Origin of the sequence: Nostoc sp. T09 (assembly GCF_002154695.1) — a bacterium.
GTDB lineage: Bacteria > Cyanobacteriota > Cyanobacteriia > Cyanobacteriales > Nostocaceae > Aulosira.
This window is the reverse complement of sequence record NZ_MTAV01000002.1, coordinates 246,434-267,195: the sequence shown is the minus strand read 5'-3', so window position 1 is coordinate 267,195 and position 20,762 is coordinate 246,434. Positions and strand designations below refer to the sequence as shown.

Below are 20,762 nucleotides of genomic sequence, written 5' to 3'. Positions count from 1 at the left end.
CTAGAGATGCGATCGCACTCCCAGACAGCGGGCGAACTACTGACTATTAACCATCGCCACAATCGTAGACAAGGGTACTTCAGCAAAATACTCTCGTTGAAATTGTTCTTCGCGCACAGCCGCTAAAAATTTGGCAACAGCCGCATCGGCTTGAGTTTGGGAGGCATTTTCGGGTTCTTGACTAATTCGCAAATAATTATCTTGGCGTTGAAGTGTGAATCCTAAATATTTTAATGCTCTGATTCCCATCAGTAAGGTTTGGTCGCCAATGCCCAGTTTGTCTAAAAGTTGGACGCGGGTAACTAGTTGATTGGTGCGACTGAGATATTTGGCAATTCCCACCAGAGTCAGCCAAATTTGGTTGGGTGGTTGCTGGTGGGGTTTAGTCCAGGCGATCGCAAGTTGTTGATGATTGTAAACACATCGCTTCCACCAAGCCCGTAAATCATCCCAGCTATTGGGACATTCTTCGATAATCAGTGTTGAGTTCTGAGTTTTAAGTTCTGAGTGTTCTTGATTGCGCCAATCGAAGATAAGTTCTGAGTGCTGAGTGGTGAGTAGTGAGTTAGCGCTGGGACGAACGGCGATTAATCTAATTTCGTAGCGTTTTTTAAAGGTGTTGTAGTCCAACTCGGCTATGCAATCACATCTACCAATGGGTAATTCATCTTTGTAATGTCCCCACCAGATACCCGGAAAAGCATTTCTGCTGGAATCATCCCGAATATCAAAATCGGTTTTAATGTACTGTACTTTTTTCCCTTGGGAATCTTGTTGATTGCGATGCCAAGCATTTTCAAACCAGCAGTTTTGAATCAACAGTTTCGGGACAGGATTACCCATGCCACAAGGTTCTAGTACTTTGAGTTCTAAAAATAAATCTTTGCCTAAATCTGCAACTGTTACCGCTATGTCTGCTTGGACTGTGGGCGTGAGCATTTTACCACCCAAGGATTGCCGCAACCTTTGGTTAATTGCTTCTGTAAATAAGGGAATATTTTCTACCAACATACTCAACCCAGCGGCGAAGGGATGTCCGCCAAAGCGATGCAACAGATGTGCTTGGTCTTTGACTAATTGGTATAAATCAACAGAATTCACTGAACGGGCAGAACCACGGGCGAGGGGGGATGAGGGAGTGTGGGGCGTGTGGGGAGTTTTCTTACCCATCTCCTCATCTTCCCCCTCTCCCACTGCTCCTTGGGCACTGAGCGCAGTTGAAGTACTGCTCCCTTGCTCCTCTGCTACTTCTGTACTCAACAAAATCGTCGGGCGGCCTGTTTCTTGTGCTACTTGTCCCGCAACTAAACCCAACACGCCTACAGGCCATTGAGCATCTGCTATGACGATCGCACTTGTGGTAGATAAATCTAATTGGGTAAGCTTATGTGCTACTTGCGTTTGCACGTCTTTCTGCAAGGACTTACGGCGGGCGTTGGCTAGTTCTGTATCTTCTGCCAGTTCATTACAACGTTTGACATCGCGGCTTGTGAGTAATTCTACACAAAAACTAGCATCGCCTTGAATGCGGCTAACTGCATTGATGCGCGGTCCCAAACCAAAGGAAATATCTGTGGGGCGATCGCCACTTTTCTGACACAATTCTAATAATCTACCCACCCCTGGTCGTCGCCTTGCTGTGGGTGGTTGTTTAAAATCTTCCTGTAGACGTTGAATTCCTAATTGCGCTAAATATCGACAATCTCCGCTTAATTGCACCAAGTCGGCAATTAACCCGACAGCCACTAAATCTAATAAATCCTCTAAGGGATGTTTTGGTATATCAGGCAGGGTTTGATAAAGTGCTTCTACTAACTTGTAAGCTACCGCCACCCCAGAAAGATTAAATAGTGGATGTTCATTCGGCAAATTGCGCGGGTTGATAATTGCGCTAACTGGTGGACGTTCTGCGGGTAATGTGTGATGGTCTGTAACTATGACATCAATGCCTAGCTTTTGAGCATAAATAATTTCATCAATATTGGTGCTGCCAGTATCGCAAGTGACAATTAATGTAATACCTTGTTTTGCTAAGTTATCAATACCTGAATCATTGAGTCCGTGGGATTCTTTCAGGCGGTTGGGAATGTAATAACTTAACTGTATGTTTTGCACAAAAAATTGCCCCAAACCATCCCAAAGCACAGATGTAGAGGTAATCCCGTCGGCGTCAAAATCTCCCCAAATAGCAATTTTCTCACCAGCATTGCGTGCTTGTTGCAAACGTGCAACCGCTAGATGCATTTCTTCCCCAAACTCAAAGGGGCTGGCTGGTTGATAGGTTTTATAGTTGACGAAACCTTCTAATTGGGATTTATCTTGAATACCCCGTTGCCATAATAATTGTGCTGCATAAAGCCCACTTGATGCAGGAGTATAGTTTTTCACTGCTTGGATAAACCACTCTGGTGGTTGTTCAGTTGCTGCTAGAGTCCACTGCATTTTGAGAGAAGGGGGATGAGGGGGACAAGGGAGTGTGGGGAGTGTGGGGAGTGTGGGGAGAAATGAGACTAGGGGGACAAGGGGGCAGGGGAAGATAAAATGCCCAATGCCCAATGCCCAATGAATAATGACTAATCATCATTGATCATTAAATCTCTCTGAGGTTCATTTACTAAAGGATTGAGGACAACTTCGTTAGCAAATCCCTCAGGCTTACGGGCGCGAATAGCAGCCGGACGCGATCGCCTATAACCTGCTCTTTCGGCTTTTTGATGTTCATAATCAATCAGTCTGCCATAGTATGGGTGCTTGCTGAGATTCATTGACAAGAAAATATGCTGACGATTATTGCCAAAACCTTTACGGTTGAAAAACTTGACTGCTGACGTATTGGTGGGGTCGGTGTCCACCAGCATAAATCGCGCCCCATCTTCAATCATGCGAGCGACAACCTTATCAACTAGCTTATCTGCTACTCCCCGACGCTGAAACTGGGGACTAACTCCCAACCACAAGATATATCCGTAAGTCCAAGATGCTTTGGTAATAATAGTTCCTAAAATGAATCCTGCAAGTTCGCCATCTATTTCAGCCACCAAGCAGTATTCGGGATCTGTGTTGTAAAGTCCAATCACCTCCCATTCATCCCAAGTTCTATATAAATAAGGATATAAATCGCTGGTAAATAGCTCTTCTCCTAAGTGGTAAACAGGGGCTATGTCATCAATTCCTAATTCACGGACATACACTGTGTCCATGTCATCAATGTTTGTCATAGCTGTTAAAGTTGTAATTTTTAGGTATAACTAGGTCTAAAAAGCGTAAGAATTTTCATTTTCTGCCTCTTCTTAAGCTTAAAGCGATACTTCTTCTATACTGGCGAGATTTGGCAAGGAGTTGCGTAGGTGTAGCCCGTCGTAGACATCGCTTTCTTGTTCAGTTGCTTGTGTGCGATCGCAGCGACTGGCAAATTGACAATAATTGCAGGCTTTATTACCTAATGGCAGTTGGGGAAATTGCTCTTTTTGTTGATAACGTTCTAGCCAATAAGTTAAATCGCTTAACAGTTCATTAAGTTCATTAGCAGTTCGCTTGTGTTGCACAGTATTGTATGTAAATTTAATATTTTGTGGTTTGCCTTCAGACTGAACAAACCAGTAGGTCATCGAAATATTTTCTGGCAAGTATTCGCTAGTTTCTGCCAAAACATAGAGATAAAGACGTGTTTGCCAGTTCTGTTCTAACTTGCTTTTATGTGGTGGTTTAGGATAAGTTTTCCAGTCCAGAATTTGGGCTTTTTGGTTATCAGCTATTAATAAATCATAGACAACAGTGAGCAAATAGTTTTGTACTTGCAGAGTCCGGTAATGTTCGCTTTCCCGGAAAGTTTGGTTATCAGCCGCAGGTGCTAAAATTTCTGGTGCAGCATTGGCAAAAGCTGCCATCCAGGTTTGTAGTTGGGTATCTGCTTGTAAAAAACTCTGAATTGGCAAACCCATTTCTCGTTGCTGCATCAGCAAGTGAAAGCGACTACCTAAAGTTTGCCGTTCTTCCTGTTCTGGATCTGAGGGAGAATTGAGGTTTTCTAAGTAGGTATGTTGAAACTGACGAGGACAACGTTCTAGTAAATTAAGTTGTCCTTGGGAAATTCGTAATAGTTGAGTAGGAGTTGACAGCATACTTATATTCTAGAAGCGATCGCTGTTTGCCAGGATAAGCGATCGCTCTAAATTATGCTTACAAATCAGGCTCACAAATCATAATTTTGAAAGAAAGTTTAACCCCTACCGCTGCATTGCGAACCATATAGATAGAAATGTGGCAACACCAAGCCTTTGCGGCACCATTTGATTGGGCTGCTTTCACTCTGCTAAGACAGTGGAAGTAATCAGCCCTTCAAAAATGATGACGCTATAACGCGGAGATATTATTTCACCTCCTCGTCATCTGCATTTTTCTGGTTTTTGGACTGTTTATTTTCTCCTAGGGGCTTCATTGAACCAAAGCTATAAGCCATCGCAATTTTTACAATATCAAAATATGCTGGGTGATTGTCTTTGTTGATAATTGCCAAAGAAATTGACCCAGCGACTAAAATAACTAAAATCGGTGACAGTGTTTCTTCTGGGGAGCCTTTTTTGTTGTGGTTTGGCATTTGTCATCTCCTATTGGGAAAGCCTTTGGTTGAATGGAAGTTAACCAAAGGCAAATTTGATTAAAGTTCACCATGAGTATTGAGTGAGCACAAAATAGCTGAGAAATTAACTCCAAGACTCAATCACTACGGCAATCGCAAACACGCAAAAGAGGAATACTCCGATTCGGAAAAACCAAATCCAGAGGCTAGGCGATAGCAGCATCGCAGTCAAAGAAGCTGCACCAAAACTGTGAGACACAACACAGGCGATGACAAAGCCCAGCACAGTCAGCAAAAAATACTTAAGTCCCCTAGAAGCCCACTTAAACAGTAGGTTTTGATCGTCTTTAAAATTGCTTTTCATAGCTTTCGTCCTGTTTGGAAATGTAAATTTAGGCAGCGAGTGCGTCACCTCGACTACGCTAAATCAGGAGCGAATGCCCATAGCATAGCTATGCCAAGCGCCCCCACCCAGCCAAGGCATGACGCAGCAATCCCACTTCTGAGTTGAGTTGGAATGCCACAAGGGTGGTCATGGTATTTGCAAATGAAAAATAAGCTCCTCGATAAATTCTCAGGGTCATGTTTAATTCAAATACACACATCAACCCCTCAACTGCATTACTTACAAGCAGGCAATCAACTTTGATGATTCGCCTGTTTCAGAATCAGCCTTTCCTCACTAAGTTTCTTTAAAGTACCTTTAAACTTAACTAAGTTACCCAAAAGTGCGATTAAAATTACTATAAAGTAACTTAGTTACCTCGTCAAGGCATACTTAAGTAAAATTACTCGAAAATATATCTAAAGACTTATTTCATCCTCACTTGTTAAATCTGCTTTTCTCACTTTGTGAGATAGCATGAGACATGTAGTCTGCCCAGTGTGAGTATGAGTGTCATTCCCAAAGACTTTCTTTTAGCTCTAGCCCAAGAGCGAAGTTTGTCAGAAAGTGAAATAGAAGTATTGATATATGCAGTAGAGGGACAATCACCAAATGCGATCGCCAAAGAATTGAATATTAGTGCTGAGGCAGTACGCAAAAGGTTAAGTGAGGTTTATAAAAAATTTCATGTTAATGGTGTTGGGCCTGGAAAACTCACTAAGTTACAACAAGTGATTGAAAGAGACTATCATGCCTCTTCGGTTAGTGTGAAACCCATTGCCAGCAAGCCTCCAGATTGGGGCGAAGCACCTAGTATAAGTGGTAACTTTTACGGACGAGAAGCAGAACTGTCTCACCTCAAGCAATGGATTGTCAAAGATAAGTGCCGATTAGTAACACTATTAGGGATGGGAGGAATAGGCAAAACTACTTTGTCTGTAAAGCTAGCAGAAGAAGTGCAGTATGATTTTGAGTACTTAATTTGGCGATCGCTCCGCAATGCCCTACCGCTAAAAGAACTCTTGGCTAACCTGATCGTATTTTTATCCAATCAAAAGGAAATTGATTTACCAGAAACCGTAGATAGTCAAATCACTTTACTGATTAAATATTTACGAGAACAGCGTTGTCTTTTAGTCTTGGATAATGCCGAAACCATTTTACAAGGAGCCAATCGCGCTGGGGAATATAGACAAGGATATGAAGCTTATGGTCAACTACTCAAACGAGTGGGGGAAGAAGCGCATCAAAGTTGTTTAGTATTGACTTCTCGGGAAAAACCCAAAGAATTTGCTCCTCTAGAGGGAGAAACATCGCCAGTCAGAACACTATTATTAGCTGGCTTAGGAGAAATAGAAGGGCAAGAAATTCTTAAAGATAAAGGCATATTTGGGTCAAAGCAAGATTGGGCAAAGCTAGTTGAGAATTATTCAGGTAATCCCTTAGCATTAAAGTTAGTTTCTGAGCCGATTCGGGAGCTATTTGGTGGTGATATTGCCGCTTTTATTAAGTCAGGAGAGATAATTTTTGGTGACACCCGTAATTTATTAGATCGGCAATTTGAGCGCACTTCAAAAGCAGAACAAGAAATTCTTTATTGGTTGGCAATCAAGCGTGAGGCAGTTTCATTAGAGGAATTGCTGGATAATATTTTGCCTGTTTTACCAAAAAGGGAATTATTAGAAGCTCTAGAATCTTTACGCAGGCGATCGCTAATCGAGAAGGCTACACCGACGCTCATTGACAAAAGTGAGAAAATATCTGCATTCTTTACCCTGCAACCTGTGGTCATGGAGTACATTACAGACCGATTAATAGAGGAGGTTTGTCAAGAAATTGCTAGTGGTGAAGTTGCCTTGTTGATGAGTCATCCTTTAATGGAAACTAGTGCTAAAGATTATGTCAGAGATACTCAAATTCGCCTAATTATCAAGCCAATTATAGACAGATTAATAAATATTTTTTTAATTAAAAAAAATCTGGAAAACAACCTAATTAAAATCCTTAATAGCCTGCGCGATAAATTTACTGTTACATCAGGATACGCAGGAGGAAACATTATCAATATCTTGTGTCAATTAAAAACAGATTTAACTAGTTATAACTTTTCGCATCTGGCAATCTGGCAAGCTTATTTGCGGGGAATAAATTTACATCACGTTAATTTTGCTAAATCCGATTTAAGGAAATCAGTTTTTACTGAAACCTTCGGAAGTATTTTGTCTGTTGCCTTTAGCCATAATAGAGAACTTTTAGCTACAGGTGATGCTAATGGTGAGATTCGTTTGTGGCGGGTTGCAGATGGTAGACAAATTTTAGCTTGTCAAACTTATATTGGTTGGGTACGGTCAGTAGCCTTCAGTCCAGATGATAAAACTCTTGCTAGTGGTAGCGATGACAAAACAGTACGCTGCTGGGATGTGACTACGGGCAAATGCCGCCTCACTTTGCATGGACATGAAGATTTTATCCGGTCAGTAGCCTTCAGTCCAGATGGTAAAACTCTTGCTAGTGGTAGCGATGACAAAACAGTACGCTGCTGGGATGTGACTACAGGCAAATGCCGCCTCACTTTGCACGGACATGAAGACTTTGTTCGGTCAGTTAGTTTCAGCCCAGATGGTAAAACTGTTGCTAGTGCTAGTATCGACACAACAGTACGCTTTTGGGATGTTAGCACAGGCAAATGCTACCAAACCCTCAAACATGATGATTGCGTATCCTCCATTGCTTTTAGTCCAGATGGTAAAACCCTGGTTACTGGCAGTGATGACCAAAAAGTTAGGTTATGGGATGTTAGCAGCAGTATATGTGTGAAAACTTTCACAGGACACAGTGGTCGAGTCTGGTCAGTTGCTTTTAGCCCAGATGGTAAGACCCTGGCCAGTGGCAGCGATGACCAAAAAGTTAGATTATGGGACGCAAATAGTGGTGAATGCCTAAAACTTTTGGCAGGACACAGCGGCCGAGTCTGGTCAGTTGCCTTCAATTCTCTAGGTAATGTCCTGCTGAGTGGCAGTGATGACCAGATGATGAGATTGTGGGATGTCAGCACAGGCAACTGTCGCATGAGCTGGCAGGGTTATACCAGAGGAATAAGGTCAATAGCTTTTAGTCCAGATGGTCAAATCTTGTGCAGTGGAAGTGATGACAAAACAGTACGTTGCTGGGATATTGCCAAAAATGAAGCCAACCTACCTTTGGATGAACACAACGGTCACGTCTGGTCAGTCACTTTTAGTCCCGATGGTACGATGCTTGCTACCGGCAGCGATGACAAAACAGCCAAGCTATGGGATGTCAACACGGGTGAATGCCACCTGACTTTTTACGGACATGAAGATTTTCTGCGGTCAGTTGCCTTTAGCCCAGATGGGACGCTACTTGCTACCGGCAGTGATGATAAAACAGTCAAGCTATGGGATGTCACGACAGGTGAATGTCACCTGACTTTTCATGGACATCAAGGCTGGGTATGGTCAGTTGCCTTCAGTCCTAATGGTCAAACTCTAGCTAGTGGCAGTGGAGACCGCACAGTGCGGCTATGGAATCTCCACACAGGTGAGGGCCAACTCACTTTGCACGGACATGAAGATTTCCTGCGGTCTATTGCTTTTAGTCCAGATGGTCAAACTCTTGCTAGTGGCAGTTTAGACCGTACAGTGCGGCTATGGAATATTACTACAGGTGAATGCCGCCTCACTTTGTGCGGACATCAAGGCTGGATATGGTCAATCGCTTTTAGTCCAGATGGTCAGACTCTTGCTAGTGGCAGTTTAGACGACACCGTGAAACTGTGGGATATTAGTACAGGTGAATGCCGCCTTACTTTGGAAGTGCATTCTTTGGGGGTATGGTCTGTGGGCTTCAGTCCTGATGGTAAGACTTTGGCTAGTGGTGGCCAAGATGGGACAATTAAGCTCTGGGATGTAGCAACAGGCAAGTGCCAGAAAACACTGCGATCGCCTAGACCCTATGAAGGTATGAATATTACTGGGGTTACAGGGTTAACTGGATCACAGGCATTAACACTCAAAGCTTTAGGGGCAGTGGAAGACAAAGAGAAAAAGTAAAAGGTAAAAGGCAAAAGGATGAATTTTGTAATTTGTCCTTCTTGCTTTTACCTTTTTATGTACCTGATGCTTATTTAATGTTAGCCCTTGCGTCCCTCACTGCGGCAAAGAAAAATAATCCTGTGAGTGGAATGCTCAATACTAGGATAATTGTCGTGAGTGGGACGCCTAAATCTGGTTGTCCGTAACTGAGTTCAAAAATTGAACCGACAGCCGCGATCGCGGTTACACAAGAACCGCCTAGAAATAAACCGCTTTTTGGAGTTAAATACACTACTAGACCACCCTATGCTACAGGTTTCACGGCTTGATACGAGAAGCCATTTTTAGATAGTTCCTGGGCCAAAGTCAAGGAATTATCCACGCGGTCTACAAATACCACGCCATTGAGGTGATCCATTTCGTGCTGAATGCAGCGTCCGAGTAAGTCATTAGCCTTTAATGTCTTAGGACGACCATATTCATCTTTATAGGCAATTTCCACCACTTCTGGGCGCTTCACATCCATGTAAACATTGGGAATGCTCAAACAGCCTTCTTGCGCAACGCAGATTTCCTTGCTCACCTGTTTTATTGTCGGGTTGATCAATACCAGGGGTGGATTAGCTGGATTATCTGGTTCAAGGTCAATGACTATTAGTTGTTTATGAACTCCTACTTGGGGCGCAGCTAAACCAATGCCATCTTTGCTGTACATAGTTTGCAGCATTTCGCGTACTAGTTGGCGTAGTTCATCATCTACTTTAGTAATGCGCTTTGCTGGTTGACGTAAAACGCGATCGCCTAAATAGTGAAGTTCCAAAGGAGGATTTGTTAACTTTTTTTTCTCGACAGCAATTTCGGAGGGCATGATTCCTGATGGCTAGATTGTGAAAATTCCTACTCTAATTCTATCAATCTCGTTGGGGGTGGAATCCTGCGGCCTCTGCGGTAAAAAACCCAAAATACCCAAACTCTCCACCGTCGAGTATAAATGTGATCTGATATCGCGCCAATTAGTAGGGGTTTAGCAATGCTAAACCCCTACGAGATCTTGCATTTAGGCGCAAAATTCGTATATCGGAGTCATAATGTGTGTTGAAATTTTTAAATAAACTTGACTACCTGCTCAAAGAAACGTTCCTTGGCTTACTGCGTGGAGGTTGGATGAACTGGGCAGCTGTTAGTACTGTAACGGTATTGCTATTTTTATTTGGTATGAGTTTGCAAACTTCCTGGCAAGTGGAAAAGCTTCTTTACCAGTTTGGTAGCCAAATGGAAGTCTCAGTTTATCTTGATTCTGGTACACCAGCCACAACCATTGAAGCACTAGTAACAAATATGCCAGAGGTGGCAGCAACGCAAACAATTACCAAAGAGCAAGCTTGGAGTAAGTTAGTTAAAGAACTAAGAATTTCTGATATTGAAGGTGCTAATCAGCAGCTAGGAGAAAATCCCCTGGTTGATGAAATAAAAGTAAAAGCCCGGAACTCGGAAGTTGTGCCGAATTTAGCGACGCAGTTGGCTAAGTTACCGGGGGTTAATACGGTGCAGTATGTCGATGAAGCAGTTAAACGCATCGCCAAGTTACACCAAGGCCTAAACTGGATTACTTTGACAATTACTATCATCCTCACCTTAACTGCGATCGCTGTCACTAGTATTACAATTCGTTTGATTGTGATGGCGCGACGACAAGAAATAGAAATCATGCAGTTAGTGGGTGCAACTACTGCTTGGATTTACTTACCCTTTATTTTGCAAGGTATAACTTTTGGCATACTTGGGGGTGCGATCGCTTGGAGTTTTATTTCTCTAATTCAACAGTTTCTCGGAAACCTGCTAGCCAAGCAGCCTGAGTTTATTCAATTTATTACTAAAGGTTTACAACTCACTTCCGTACAAATCTTATTATTACCTTTAATTCTCTTGAGCTTTGGTGCAGCTGTAGGATTAATGGGGAGTTTATTTGCTGTCCGGCGTTTTGCTAGAAGTTAGTCATTAGTCAACAGTCAAGGGTCAAGAGGCAATAGGCGGTCAATGGTTATTCAAATGACAGATGACAAATGACAAATGACCAATGACAAATGCCAAAGGACAAAGGACAAAGGACAAAATTGCTATGACATCTCAATGGGAACGGTTGCTGCAAAATCTTGGTGAATGGCAAGGTTCATTCACCCGTTTCTCGCCCCAAGGTGAACTACTGCAAGATATCAAAAGTGTCGTCTCTTTAGAAGGGTTGAATAATAACCAGACAATTCGCCAGATTGTTCGCCGTCAGGGACAAGAAGATTTAGTTCTGGAATACAGTTCTTTGTCTAAGAGTACTTTGTTTTTTGAAAATGGCGCATTTTCTCAAGGTTCAATTCAACTAGCACCATTTACTGAATTTGGGGCGGAACTGGGTTTGATTCATGAAAATCACCGTTTGCGTCTGGTGCAACTATTTGATAAAAACGGTCAACTAGATCAACTCACCCTAATTCGAGAACATTTAGCTGGTACTGAAGCCGCAGAAAGCCCGACTGTACAAGTAGAGGACTTGTTGGGAGAATGGCGAGGTGAAGCAATAACAATATATACAGATTTGCGATCGCCTAATACTGTCTCAACAACCTTAGAATTAAAACTTAATGATGCTGGGCGATTTGTTCAAAGTCTTTCTTATGGCAAACACACAATTACCTCCAGTGCAACCATTAAAGGGCCCATCATCCACTTCGATCAAGATCCGCACAAGCAGATGCAAGTATTGCTTCTACCTAATGGTGCTTCCGCTACTTCTCCACTGAAAGTTAATCTCCGCCAAAGTTTTATCCTAGAAGTAGGTTGGTTAATTCAGCCAAATCTTCGCCAAAGAATGGTTCGCAGCTACAGTGACAAAGGTGAATGGACAAGTCTCACCTTAGTTACAGAACAAAAAGTCTAAGAGTTTAGAGCAAAGTTCTTGCCCATAGAAGTCAAAGAATATAGCGTTTCTCAGTTGGGTGCAGTATGCTTTGACGCCACCCCTTAATTCCCTCACTCTCCTGCGGAGTGGGGAACTTTTGCGTTAGCAAATGTGGGGTGAGGTTCCGACAGTATTCCTATCAAGCGAGAAGCGCTATAGTCTCTAACCTCTATTCCCTAGCCCATTACTTCACAAATTGAGGCATAATTTCGGCAGCAGTAAAAATTCCATAGATACTGCGTTGGTGCAATTGCCTACCGGCTTTGAGATAACCAAAAGCAGGACCGCAGACATTGGCTGCCATACTGGTTTCATCTCCCAAAGTAAAGGTATGAGTGGAAATTTTACCTTCAAAGGTACGTCCTGTAACCTTAACGTTGGTGCTGAGGGGCTTTTTAGGATTGCGCGTATCCACTACACCACCAACAGTAACGCGATCGCGATCACATATTCCGGCAAACTCTAGCATCACATCATCGGCGTGTTCCATATTTTCTAAGGTAAGCACGCCGTTAGTTTTATCTAGTAGTGCTTCTACTTCCGCGTCACTCATCGCCCTAGCAGCTTCCACCGAGTAACCAGGCATATGGCCAATATCTTCTCTAACTGTGGCGCGGTAAGCTTCCCAGTTAGCAATTCCTACCCCAAAGGTAATTTCAACTTTGTGAATTTCCGCGTAGCTTTGGGCTGCTAAAGCGGCTGCGGCTGTTAACAATCCAGGTGTCGCCCCACATCCTGTCATGTAGGTAATTCCGGCTGCTTGCAGTTCCTCTTTCATGGCCAGTAGTTGTTCTACAGCACTGGTGCGCTTAATCGCATCCACCAGCACCCCTTGCCAATCAGCAGAGATAAACTGCTTGGCAACAGAAGGAATAAAGTCGTTAGGTAAATTGGGTAAAGCCAGAAAATACCCATCTACAGGTTGTGTGGTGTCAATTAAATCTTGAATGCTGTGATTTGTTAAAGTCCCAACTGGCTCTAAATAACCCACCGAACCTTGAGATTGGTAAGTTGCAATGCATTCTTGAACATTTAAACCTTCAGCAGCGTAAGCGAAGCCCTTTTGATCTGCCACGGCTACTAAAATCATTTCCCGTTTGCCAGCAAGTACCTTGGCGGCTGCTTGTCCGAGTCCGCCGAAACCCAGTACTCCTACACGTATCGCTGGCGAAATATTAAGAGAACTTTTGACTTGTTCTGGATTCATAGCCAAGTAGTTAAGTTGAATCGAAAGCTTTGAGTATTCAGCATTTCAGCATTTTGCCTGTGGCTGGTAACTAAAAGCTATAAAGGTTAATTATGCTTCATTATCCTGGTTTCTTCTCCAAGGAGATCAGTTTTTTCATCAGAAATTATTGCTGAGTAGAATGAAATTGAGAAACTTTTGGCCTTAAGAGCGTATCGTGGAGATCGCATCACAGAACAGTTAGATGCCGTGTATGCTGAGAAAGGCAGTAGTCTTGAACCGTTCCTTGTTGAGCTTGAGCTTTACAGCTTAAGCAGGTGAGCTAAGTTAGCGATCGCGTGATGTTACTCGTTGAAGATGGATTGCGGATTGTTCTGGCGTTACTCTAACTATACCCACAGAATTCAGAAATTGAATGATCTGGCTTTAAGGTCGAATGATTGCCTTTTTACTCGACAATTCGTGTTCCAAAGTGCAAGCTTCGAGTTAAAAGGTGAAATGATGAAGCTCTGAGGTCGAATGATCGCCCTTTTTACTCGACAATTCATGTTCCAAAGTGGAAGCTTCGTGTTCGGAAGTGAAATTGTGAGGATTGAAGGTAGAGTGATTGCATTCTCAAAAATAAGTGCTCGCCTACCTTTGAGATTGCGAATATTTTAACCAAATAAACGCCCCTAACAACTCTTCTTCTCATTCCTCAAAAACTCTAAGTTTTCACGAAATACAGTGCTACTAGGATCGAGGCGAACAGCTATTTCTAATTCGGCGATCGCTGCTTCTACCTTTCCTTGATGGTACAGCGCTAACCCCAAGTTATGGTGAGGGTAGGCATCGTTTGGGTCGAGGCGCAAGGCTGTTTGGTAGCTGGCGATCGCTGCTTCTAACTTCCCTTGCTTAAACAGCGCTAACCCCAAGTTATTGTGAGCATATGCAAAGTTTGGGTCAAGGTGCAAGGCTGTTTGATAGCTGGCGATCGCTGCTTCTAGCTTGCCTTGCTTGGACAGCGTTAACCCCAAGTTATTGTGAGCATATGCATTGTTTGGGTCAAGGTGCAAGGCTGTTTGATAGCTGGCGATCGCTGCTTCTAACTTGCCTTGCTTGTACAGCGCATACCCCAAGTTATTGTGAGCATATGCTAAGTTTGGGTCGAGGCGCAAGGCTGTTTGGTAGCTGGCGATCGCTGCTTCTAGCTTCCCTTGCTTGGACAGCGCACCTCCCAAGTTGTTGTGAGGGTAGGCATCGTTTGGGTTGAGGCGCAAGGCTGTTTGGTAGCTGGCGATCGCTTCTTCTAACTTCCCTTGGTTAGACAGCGCACTCCCCAAGTTATTGTGAGCAGATGCATTGTTTGGGTCGAGGCGCAAGGCTGTTTGGTAGCTGGCGATCGCTTCTTCTAGCCTACCTAGCTCGTCCAAAACAAACCCCAAGTTATTGTGAGCATATGCATTGTTTCGGTCAAGACGGATGGCCGCTTGGTATTTGAGGGCGGCTTCCTCGAACTTTTTATCTTCGCGTAAGCGTTCCGCTTCGTTAATCAGGCTTGTGACTTTATCTTGGCGCTTTTCTTGCTCTTGTGCAATGACTTGCTCCTCAAGCAGAGTTACATCCTCATCCCTGAGTTTTAGCATCTGCTGATAATTCTTTAATCCTTCACGGCTGTGTTGGCTGAGTGGATACTCCCATTGCAGGACTTTGATTAATTCTTGCTCATATCGTCGCAGCTTTTGCTGATAGTCCTCCAGTGATACCTCTACCTTTTGAATACTGACAACCTTGAGATACAAATCTCCCCGTTGATTGGTTATCGGGTTAAGTTTACCTTTACCTCGAATCCGCAGTTTCTTACCAGGACTAAAACCAGATGGAACAGTCACAGTAATTGAGCCATCCTCCAGCGCAATCTTCTTTTCTGTACCGTAGGTCAATTCAGCGATGCTCAGAGGAAGTTCTAGCGTTAGGTCAGTTTCAATTTGATTACCAGGCTGAGATGGAGCATTATCTGCTGCGGGTTTGAGAGCAAGAGGTTTTTGGTTTGCTGAACTGTCTTTGGGAGGTGAGTAATTCGAGCTAGCAACTAATCGCGCCACCTCTTGCCGAATTCCCTTGACAACTTCTAAGAAAGCTTCATCTCGGTCAGTCCAGCTTCTTATCGGTTTGCGATTGCTTGGCAGGGGTGACAATTTATCAATGGGAGGATTGTCCCAATCTGCATGGCGTAGCAATACCGGAATCACACGAGCCTTACCTGTGGCATTTTGTTCTAAGGCTCGTGTAACTTCAACTGTCCAGTGATAGTCTGAAGCAATAAAATCTGGACTCACCAACAGTAGAATTAGCCCAGCCCGTTTGAGGTACTTATTAATTTCATCTTGAAACTCTTGCCCAGCGATAATTTCGCGCTTGTGCCAACTAGTAATAAGTTTTTCCCGCAGCAAAGTCGCTAGATGCTTCTCTAACTCTTCGCGCAGTTGTTCATCTTCTTGGTGATAAGAAATAAAAATTTCGATAGACTTCATATAGGATATGGCAAGAGGTTGGCTGGTTTAAAAGACAGACTACAAAAGCTTTTGCTCGATTTCCTCAAGCTGCCGATCTAATTGCTTCAGTTCTGTTTCGTTTTCCTGAATTTGTTTTTCTAACTTAAACTTTACAGATACATCCGTTTCAATTGAGTAAGCTTGGCGCAGCCGACTTAATTTTGTGTTAATCAGCTCATATTGTTGTTCTAGTGCATCCCGTTCTTGCTCTAATCGGCGACGCTGGCGTTCAGTTAATCCCCCACTCGTTGCAGCAGGGGTGGAAGTCGCAGGTGTAGTAGTTCCAGCAGCAGTTGAGGAGGAGGATTTTGATTTGGCAATGTCTTCAACTACTCTGCGAATCCCTTGAGCGACATTTAAAAAAGCCTCATCTTGGTCTGGCCAAGTTGTAATCGGTTTGGCATTTTTGGGGAGTGCTTGCAGTTTACTAAAAGGCGCACCATTCCAGTCTGTCGGCTTCAGAATAATCGGTATTACACGAGCTTCCTTAGTTTCATGTCGCTCCATAGCCCGTGTCATTTCTTTGTCGTAGCAGTAATCTGAAGCCAGAAAGTTAGCACTTACCAGCAGCAGAATGATATCTGCAACTTCAAGATTTTCATCAATGGCATTTGCCCATTCACTCCCAGCACTGATTTCGCGGTCATGCCAAGCTTCAATAACTCCCTGACGCTTCATCATGCTCAGATGAGTTGCCAATTCGTCACGTAAGGCTTCATCTTTGTGGGAGTAGGAAAAAAATACTTTAACCGCATTAGGCATATTCTTAAATTTACTTGATTAAATAGCTGTATAAAAGTATATAAATGAATTTTCCCAAAATAAAAGCCCAAACAGTAAATTATTAATCATCTTCTGTGAGCCAATTGCGGTTTATTACTGAAATATATTCATTATATTCATCAGGTTGCAAACGAGCCGCGCACCCACATTGTCATTCTACTTAGTATCGCTAACTTCACAGATATCAATGTTAATAATTTTGTTAGTGCTATTATCCAATTCTCAAAAAAGGCAAAGCGATACTTAGGTTAAGCCGCACCAACACGCTTTTGACTCGACAATTGGTGTTCTAAGCAGCAAGTTCCGAGTTCCGAACTTCAACGATCGCCCTTTTTACTCGACAATTCGTGTTCCGAAGTGAAATTGTGAGGATTGAAGGTAGAGCGATCGCCTTTTTTACTCGACAATTTGTGTTCCAAGCAGCAAATTCCGAGATCTGAACTTCAACAATCGCCCTTTTTGCTCGACAATTCGTGTTCTAATGTCCAAGCTTCGAGTTCAGAACCTCAATGGTGAAGCTTTGAAGTCGAGCGATTGGTAATAATTATTCGCTGCACAGTTATATCTAGTTAAAATTCTTGAAGAAGCGATCGCTCTATACTTTTTTTAAATAATCCCCAGCCTAAATAATGCCATCTACAGATCAAGGTTCTCTTAGTTGGCTGTTACAGCAGTTTCAACTCAAGCCAGGTAAGCCAGCATTTGCCAACGGATTGCGGACTCTCTTGGCACTGGGTGGTCCGGTTGCAGTCGGAATTCTTACAGGTAATGGTGCTGCAAGTGCGATCGCGGTAATGGGGGCGATGTTCGTGAGCATGGCGGATGGTGGCGGAGCCTACCGCCAAAAAGCTACTGCGATGATGGCAGCAACCATAGGAGTAACTGTGGCACTACTGTTAGCAAATTTAGTTAGCAGCACCCTTTGGTTAGCGCTTCCCACAACATTCATTGTGATATTTATCGCAGGTTTAGCAGGGCTGTATGGCAGTGTAGCTGCTTCTGTCAGCTTGGTTATTTCGATTATGTTTGTAGTCGCGCTGGCTAGATTCGCTTCATTTCCCGATTTGTCTACGGTGCTACTGCAATGCTTGCTATGTCTGGCTGGAGGAATATGGGCAATGGCATTGTCATTAGGGTTGTGGGTGATACGTCCTTACATACCCGTAATGCAGGCGGTTGCTAACTGTTATCTGTCATTGAGTAAATTCGTAGAATTGGCAAGCCAGAGAGTATTAAATCCTGAGGATCTTCAAGATTGGGCACAGAAATTTTTACAAGCTCAGGATACCGTAACACAGGACTTAACTTCTGCTCGTACCACTTGGGCATCTGTCTGGACTGGACAAAGAGCCATGAATTTGCGGGGAAATCAGTTACTAATTTTAATTGAGGATGCCAACCAAATAATTAATTCTGTTGTGGCAGAGGTTGAACTTTTGGCGATCGCATCGCAACACCCGTTATTTTCTGGGTTACAGAGAGAAATTTGGCAAGTAATGGCAGAGTTGGCAATTGCGCTGCAAAGTTTATCAGAAGGGATTTCTAAAGGTAGAAGCTCAGTTCATCTAGGAAATTTAGATCGAACCATTGAAGCATTAGAACATCAATGGCAAGTGATACGTGGTGAAGTTGTTAATCATACAACCAATCTTCAAACAACTCACTATTCTGATTTAGTCAACTTGGGGAAGATCACAACTAGTCTGACAAAGCTGGCAGAACAAATTCATAATGATGCTGAGATTGTTACAGATTTGAGCACGGGAAAACGGCGCAGTCAGATTTGGCGAGAAATTTCTCCCCCAGCGCAGCCAGAGGGTTTTTCATTCATCGACACGCTACGGAATAATCTCACCTTTGATTCAGTGCTGTTTCGTCATGCGTTGCGCCTTGCATTAATTACGACAGTTGCAGAACTAGTAGCCTCAGTATTGCAACTCCCTAGAGGCTATTGGGTAACCCTAACGGCTGTAGTTGCACTTAAGCCCAATTTTGGCGGAACCTCGCAGACAACAGTGCAACGAGTTCTGGGTACTTTTTTAGGTGGAATCATTGGTATTGCTCTAGTTGTACTGATTAAAAATCCCTTAGCGATCGCAGTTTGTATTTTGCTGCTAGTGTTTGCTGCTATGTCAGTGCGACCTTTAAGCTACAGCATATTTACCATTCTGCTAACTCCTGTGATCATTCTGTTACTTAACGTTCTTAGTGCAGGTGGCTGGAAGATTGGAGTATTGCGGATCGTTGATAGCCTAGCTGGGGGAGTTTTAGCACTGCTTGGTAGCTATCTACTTTTCCCTCGTTGGGAGCGACAGCAACTCCCTGCACAACTAGAAAAAACAATGCGAGCAAATCTCGTCTACTTTCAGCAGGTCATCGCTAATTATCTCAATTCTCGACAAGATGCTGCTGATTTTATTAATAGACTACGACATCAAGCCGCACTAGAAAACGCCAACGCTGAGGCTGCTGCTCAACGGTTATTTGGTGAACCCCGTCATGTTCAAGGAGAAGTCGAACCTGTAATGACGCTGATGATTTACATTCGCGCCTTTTTCAGTTCCGTGACCACTTTAGCCGAACATCTGCGGGAATTTAGCGGCGAGTACCAATTTACTGAACTTAAGCGACTTGCTGATGCCTGCATCCAAGTTTTAGAGAACTTCGCAGATACACTGCAACAGGGAGAGCCACCGCAACCATTACCGGAACTAGATAGTTATCTCGAAGCAATTCACAACGAAATTGAACAGCTACATACTGCGCGGATATCAGAAATTGCTACACATCCCAACACTGTAACTCCCGCGTTACAAGCTGTGCGCGAACAAACAACCCTTTCCATAGAATTAGAGCGGATTGTTAATGAAATTAAAGTTATGCATTGTGCGATCGCGCTTCTGCAAAAATAATTTTGACAATAAATGATTTAAATTTATCTTGTCTTAATCACTAAAAAAATTAGTGTTTATGCTTAGGAAAATTACGTAATAAATACCAAAATACTCCGACATTAGCCAAAAATACGATTAATTTAATAGGAGATAGTCCTCGAATTAACTCATAAATTTCTGGAGGAATACTGATACCTACTAATACTAATACTAGAATATGTGCCCAACGCTTTTCGTACCATAAACCAATAGCTTCAATTGCCGTCACAATAGAGTAAATTCCTGCTCCAATACCACTGAAGGCTAATGTTTTAGGATTAAAATTGAGAATCTTTTCGACAAGCCAATCAATGATTCTTGCTTTACTTTCTAAAACATAATCATCCGAAAAACCCTGAAGATATTGATAGTTTTTTAATGCAAATAATAAAGCTATAGAAGTAAGCATCAATAATGAGGCAGTAAAAGCTTTGTAACAAACAATAGCTATTAACCCAAATGAACGCTTTTTCAAACAACCTCCTCAGTGGATATGAGCTTCAGCCCACTTAATGCTGATAATAAATTATTTCCTGACTTCATCCCAACATAGCCAATGGCTGAGGTAATTTCCAGATTGGTGAAGATTTACAAGCTAGGGAAGCACGAGAAGGTATTTGACGAAGCTGAATTAATCTCAGGTTTAGATCTTCAGACGCCCATAACGAGCAGTAAAGCAATTATCTGAACCCGATTGATTACTTAACCAAGCCCACATTTGATCTCCAAAAGAAAAATGCCACCACTCTCTGGGGTTGCGTTGAAATCCGGCTTTTACCATCACATCCCGCAATAACTGGCGGTAAGTATCATACTGTTGTGCTTCTGGATACTCACTGTTGGCATAGTAATCAGGAAGCGATCGCTCGGATAATTCATCAATTGGCGAACCCATATCTACGATTTGTCCTTGATCGTTTACCAACGTCACATCCACTGCTGCACCTGTACTATGAGGCGGGGGAGTTTTTTCATCCAAGCTAGGTGCAGCCCAAATTTGATAAACTAATTCCCAAATTTCTTGGCGCTGGGTGGGTGATAACTCCGCCGCAATCAGTCCTCTTTGATTTAGGGCTTGAGCAAAGCTGTAATCTACCATAAACTGCTGCACAGCCACCGGGCGATAAGCATCAAAAATTTGGATGTACCAATTAGGTTGCAGCAATTGCAGATAATTTTGAGCTTGTAGCAAATTTTCAACCACACTCTGCCGAAGATAATAAGGAGAATGCGATCCATAAGGCGCACCCAGTTTTTCATAAGGATGGGGAGATTCCACAGCAAATAGTTTTAAAGGAATCTCTATTAATGGTTCACCACACTCGAAGATTGATATCTGATGATAGGGTCTCATTCC

At 43.0% G+C, this 20,762-nt stretch carries 17 protein-coding genes; 4 read left to right on the top strand and 13 right to left on the bottom strand.

Features of this window, described 5'->3' with window-relative positions:
* Positions 1-36: 36 nt before the first annotated feature.
* The 6 genes from BV372_RS01530 to BV372_RS37340 form a co-directional block, all read right to left on the bottom strand.
* Positions 37-2,442 carry a DHH family phosphoesterase gene (locus BV372_RS01530; protein ID WP_086682155.1) on the bottom strand — a complete coding sequence of 802 codons (2,406 nt, stop codon included), beginning with the start codon at positions 2,440-2,442 and terminating at the stop codon, positions 37-39.
* A 131-nt stretch (positions 2,443-2,573) separates the two neighbouring features.
* Entirely contained in the window at positions 2,574-3,218 is a 645-nt protein-coding gene (locus BV372_RS01525) for a GNAT family N-acetyltransferase (protein ID WP_086682152.1), read from the bottom strand.
* Between the two features lie 78 nt (positions 3,219-3,296).
* A complete protein-coding gene (locus BV372_RS01520; RefSeq protein ID WP_086682149.1) occupies positions 3,297-4,121 on the bottom strand; it encodes a PD-(D/E)XK nuclease family protein in 825 nt (274 codons plus the stop codon).
* Between the two features lie 248 nt (positions 4,122-4,369).
* The gene (locus BV372_RS01515; RefSeq protein ID WP_086682146.1) at positions 4,370-4,597 is read right to left on the bottom strand and encodes a hypothetical protein; all 228 of its coding nucleotides are present in this window, start codon (positions 4,595-4,597) and stop codon (positions 4,370-4,372) included.
* A gap of 106 nt (positions 4,598-4,703) precedes the next feature.
* The gene (locus BV372_RS01510) at positions 4,704-4,943 is read right to left on the bottom strand and encodes a hypothetical protein (RefSeq protein ID WP_086682143.1); all 240 of its coding nucleotides are present in this window, start codon (positions 4,941-4,943) and stop codon (positions 4,704-4,706) included.
* An 88-nt stretch (positions 4,944-5,031) separates the two neighbouring features.
* The gene (locus BV372_RS37340; RefSeq protein ID WP_256973056.1) at positions 5,032-5,163 is read right to left on the bottom strand and encodes a hypothetical protein; all 132 of its coding nucleotides are present in this window, start codon (positions 5,161-5,163) and stop codon (positions 5,032-5,034) included.
* Positions 5,164-5,470: 307 nt separating this feature from the next.
* On the opposite strand from BV372_RS37340, the gene BV372_RS01505 reads away from it, so the two are divergent.
* Entirely contained in the window at positions 5,471-9,037 is a 3,567-nt protein-coding gene (locus BV372_RS01505) for an NB-ARC domain-containing protein (RefSeq protein WP_086682140.1), read from the top strand.
* A 70-nt stretch (positions 9,038-9,107) separates the two neighbouring features.
* Here BV372_RS01505 and BV372_RS01500 read toward each other — a convergent pair whose 3' ends face one another.
* Positions 9,108-9,311, bottom strand: a complete 204-nt coding sequence (locus BV372_RS01500) for a hypothetical protein (protein WP_086682137.1) — start codon at positions 9,309-9,311, stop codon at positions 9,108-9,110.
* 12 nt (positions 9,312-9,323) lie between these two features.
* Complete coding sequence (gene def / locus BV372_RS01495) at positions 9,324-9,887, bottom strand: peptide deformylase (protein ID WP_086682134.1); 564 nt, start codon at positions 9,885-9,887, stop codon at positions 9,324-9,326.
* Between the two features lie 224 nt (positions 9,888-10,111).
* On the opposite strand from def, the gene BV372_RS01490 reads away from it, so the two are divergent.
* Both BV372_RS01490 and BV372_RS01485 read left to right on the top strand, forming a co-directional pair.
* A complete protein-coding gene (locus tag BV372_RS01490; RefSeq protein ID WP_086682132.1) occupies positions 10,112-11,014 on the top strand; it encodes an ABC transporter permease in 903 nt (300 codons plus the stop codon).
* Between the two features lie 124 nt (positions 11,015-11,138).
* Entirely contained in the window at positions 11,139-11,948 is an 810-nt protein-coding gene (locus BV372_RS01485; protein ID WP_086682482.1) for a DUF3598 family protein, read from the top strand.
* Positions 11,949-12,153: 205 nt separating this feature from the next.
* On the opposite strand, the gene BV372_RS01480 is transcribed toward BV372_RS01485, so the two are convergent.
* The 3 genes from BV372_RS01480 to BV372_RS01470 all read right to left on the bottom strand — a co-directional run bounded on the left by BV372_RS01480 (position 12,154) and on the right by BV372_RS01470 (position 16,451).
* The gene (locus BV372_RS01480) at positions 12,154-13,176 is read right to left on the bottom strand and encodes a saccharopine dehydrogenase-like oxidoreductase (RefSeq protein ID WP_086682129.1); all 1,023 of its coding nucleotides are present in this window, start codon (positions 13,174-13,176) and stop codon (positions 12,154-12,156) included.
* A 653-nt stretch (positions 13,177-13,829) separates the two neighbouring features.
* The gene (locus BV372_RS01475) at positions 13,830-15,668 is read right to left on the bottom strand and encodes a tetratricopeptide repeat protein (RefSeq protein WP_086682126.1); all 1,839 of its coding nucleotides are present in this window, start codon (positions 15,666-15,668) and stop codon (positions 13,830-13,832) included.
* A gap of 39 nt (positions 15,669-15,707) precedes the next feature.
* On the bottom strand, positions 15,708-16,451 hold the full coding sequence (locus BV372_RS01470; protein WP_086682123.1) for a TIR domain-containing protein: 744 nt from the start codon (positions 16,449-16,451) through the stop codon (positions 15,708-15,710).
* A 650-nt stretch (positions 16,452-17,101) separates the two neighbouring features.
* Between BV372_RS01470 and BV372_RS01465 the strand changes: the two genes are divergently transcribed.
* Positions 17,102-19,384, top strand: coding sequence for an FUSC family protein (locus BV372_RS01465; RefSeq protein ID WP_086682120.1), 2,283 nt, complete (start codon positions 17,102-17,104; stop codon positions 19,382-19,384).
* A 49-nt stretch (positions 19,385-19,433) separates the two neighbouring features.
* On the opposite strand, the gene BV372_RS01460 is transcribed toward BV372_RS01465, so the two are convergent.
* On the bottom strand, positions 19,434-19,880 hold the full coding sequence (locus BV372_RS01460) for a DUF2127 domain-containing protein (protein WP_086682117.1): 447 nt from the start codon (positions 19,878-19,880) through the stop codon (positions 19,434-19,436).
* 168 nt (positions 19,881-20,048) lie between these two features.
* On the bottom strand, positions 20,049-20,759 hold the full coding sequence (locus tag BV372_RS01455) for a M15 family metallopeptidase (RefSeq protein ID WP_086682115.1): 711 nt from the start codon (positions 20,757-20,759) through the stop codon (positions 20,049-20,051).
* Between the last annotated feature and the right edge of the window lie 3 nt (positions 20,760-20,762).

Coding starts and splice junctions, on each gene's coding strand:
- BV372_RS01530 (WP_086682155.1), bottom strand. CDS start 2,442: ATGCAGTGGACTCTAGCAGCAACTGAACAACCACCAGAGTGGTTTATC.
- BV372_RS01525 (WP_086682152.1), bottom strand. CDS start 3,218: ATGACAAACATTGATGACATGGACACAGTGTATGTCCGTGAATTAGGA.
- BV372_RS01520 (WP_086682149.1), bottom strand. CDS start 4,121: ATGCTGTCAACTCCTACTCAACTATTACGAATTTCCCAAGGACAACTT.
- BV372_RS01515 (WP_086682146.1), bottom strand. CDS start 4,597: ATGCCAAACCACAACAAAAAAGGCTCCCCAGAAGAAACACTGTCACCG.
- BV372_RS01510 (WP_086682143.1), bottom strand. CDS start 4,943: ATGAAAAGCAATTTTAAAGACGATCAAAACCTACTGTTTAAGTGGGCT.
- BV372_RS37340 (WP_256973056.1), bottom strand. CDS start 5,163: ATGACCCTGAGAATTTATCGAGGAGCTTATTTTTCATTTGCAAATACC.
- BV372_RS01505 (WP_086682140.1), top strand. CDS start 5,471: ATGAGTGTCATTCCCAAAGACTTTCTTTTAGCTCTAGCCCAAGAGCGA.
- def (WP_086682134.1), bottom strand. CDS start 9,887: ATGCCCTCCGAAATTGCTGTCGAGAAAAAAAAGTTAACAAATCCTCCT.
- BV372_RS01485 (WP_086682482.1), top strand. CDS start 11,139: ATGACATCTCAATGGGAACGGTTGCTGCAAAATCTTGGTGAATGGCAA.
- BV372_RS01480 (WP_086682129.1), bottom strand. CDS start 13,176: ATGAATCCAGAACAAGTCAAAAGTTCTCTTAATATTTCGCCAGCGATA.
- BV372_RS01475 (WP_086682126.1), bottom strand. CDS start 15,668: ATGAAGTCTATCGAAATTTTTATTTCTTATCACCAAGAAGATGAACAA.
- BV372_RS01470 (WP_086682123.1), bottom strand. CDS start 16,451: ATGCCTAATGCGGTTAAAGTATTTTTTTCCTACTCCCACAAAGATGAA.
- BV372_RS01465 (WP_086682120.1), top strand. CDS start 17,102: ATGCCATCTACAGATCAAGGTTCTCTTAGTTGGCTGTTACAGCAGTTT.
- BV372_RS01455 (WP_086682115.1), bottom strand. CDS start 20,759: ATGAGACCCTATCATCAGATATCAATCTTCGAGTGTGGTGAACCATTA.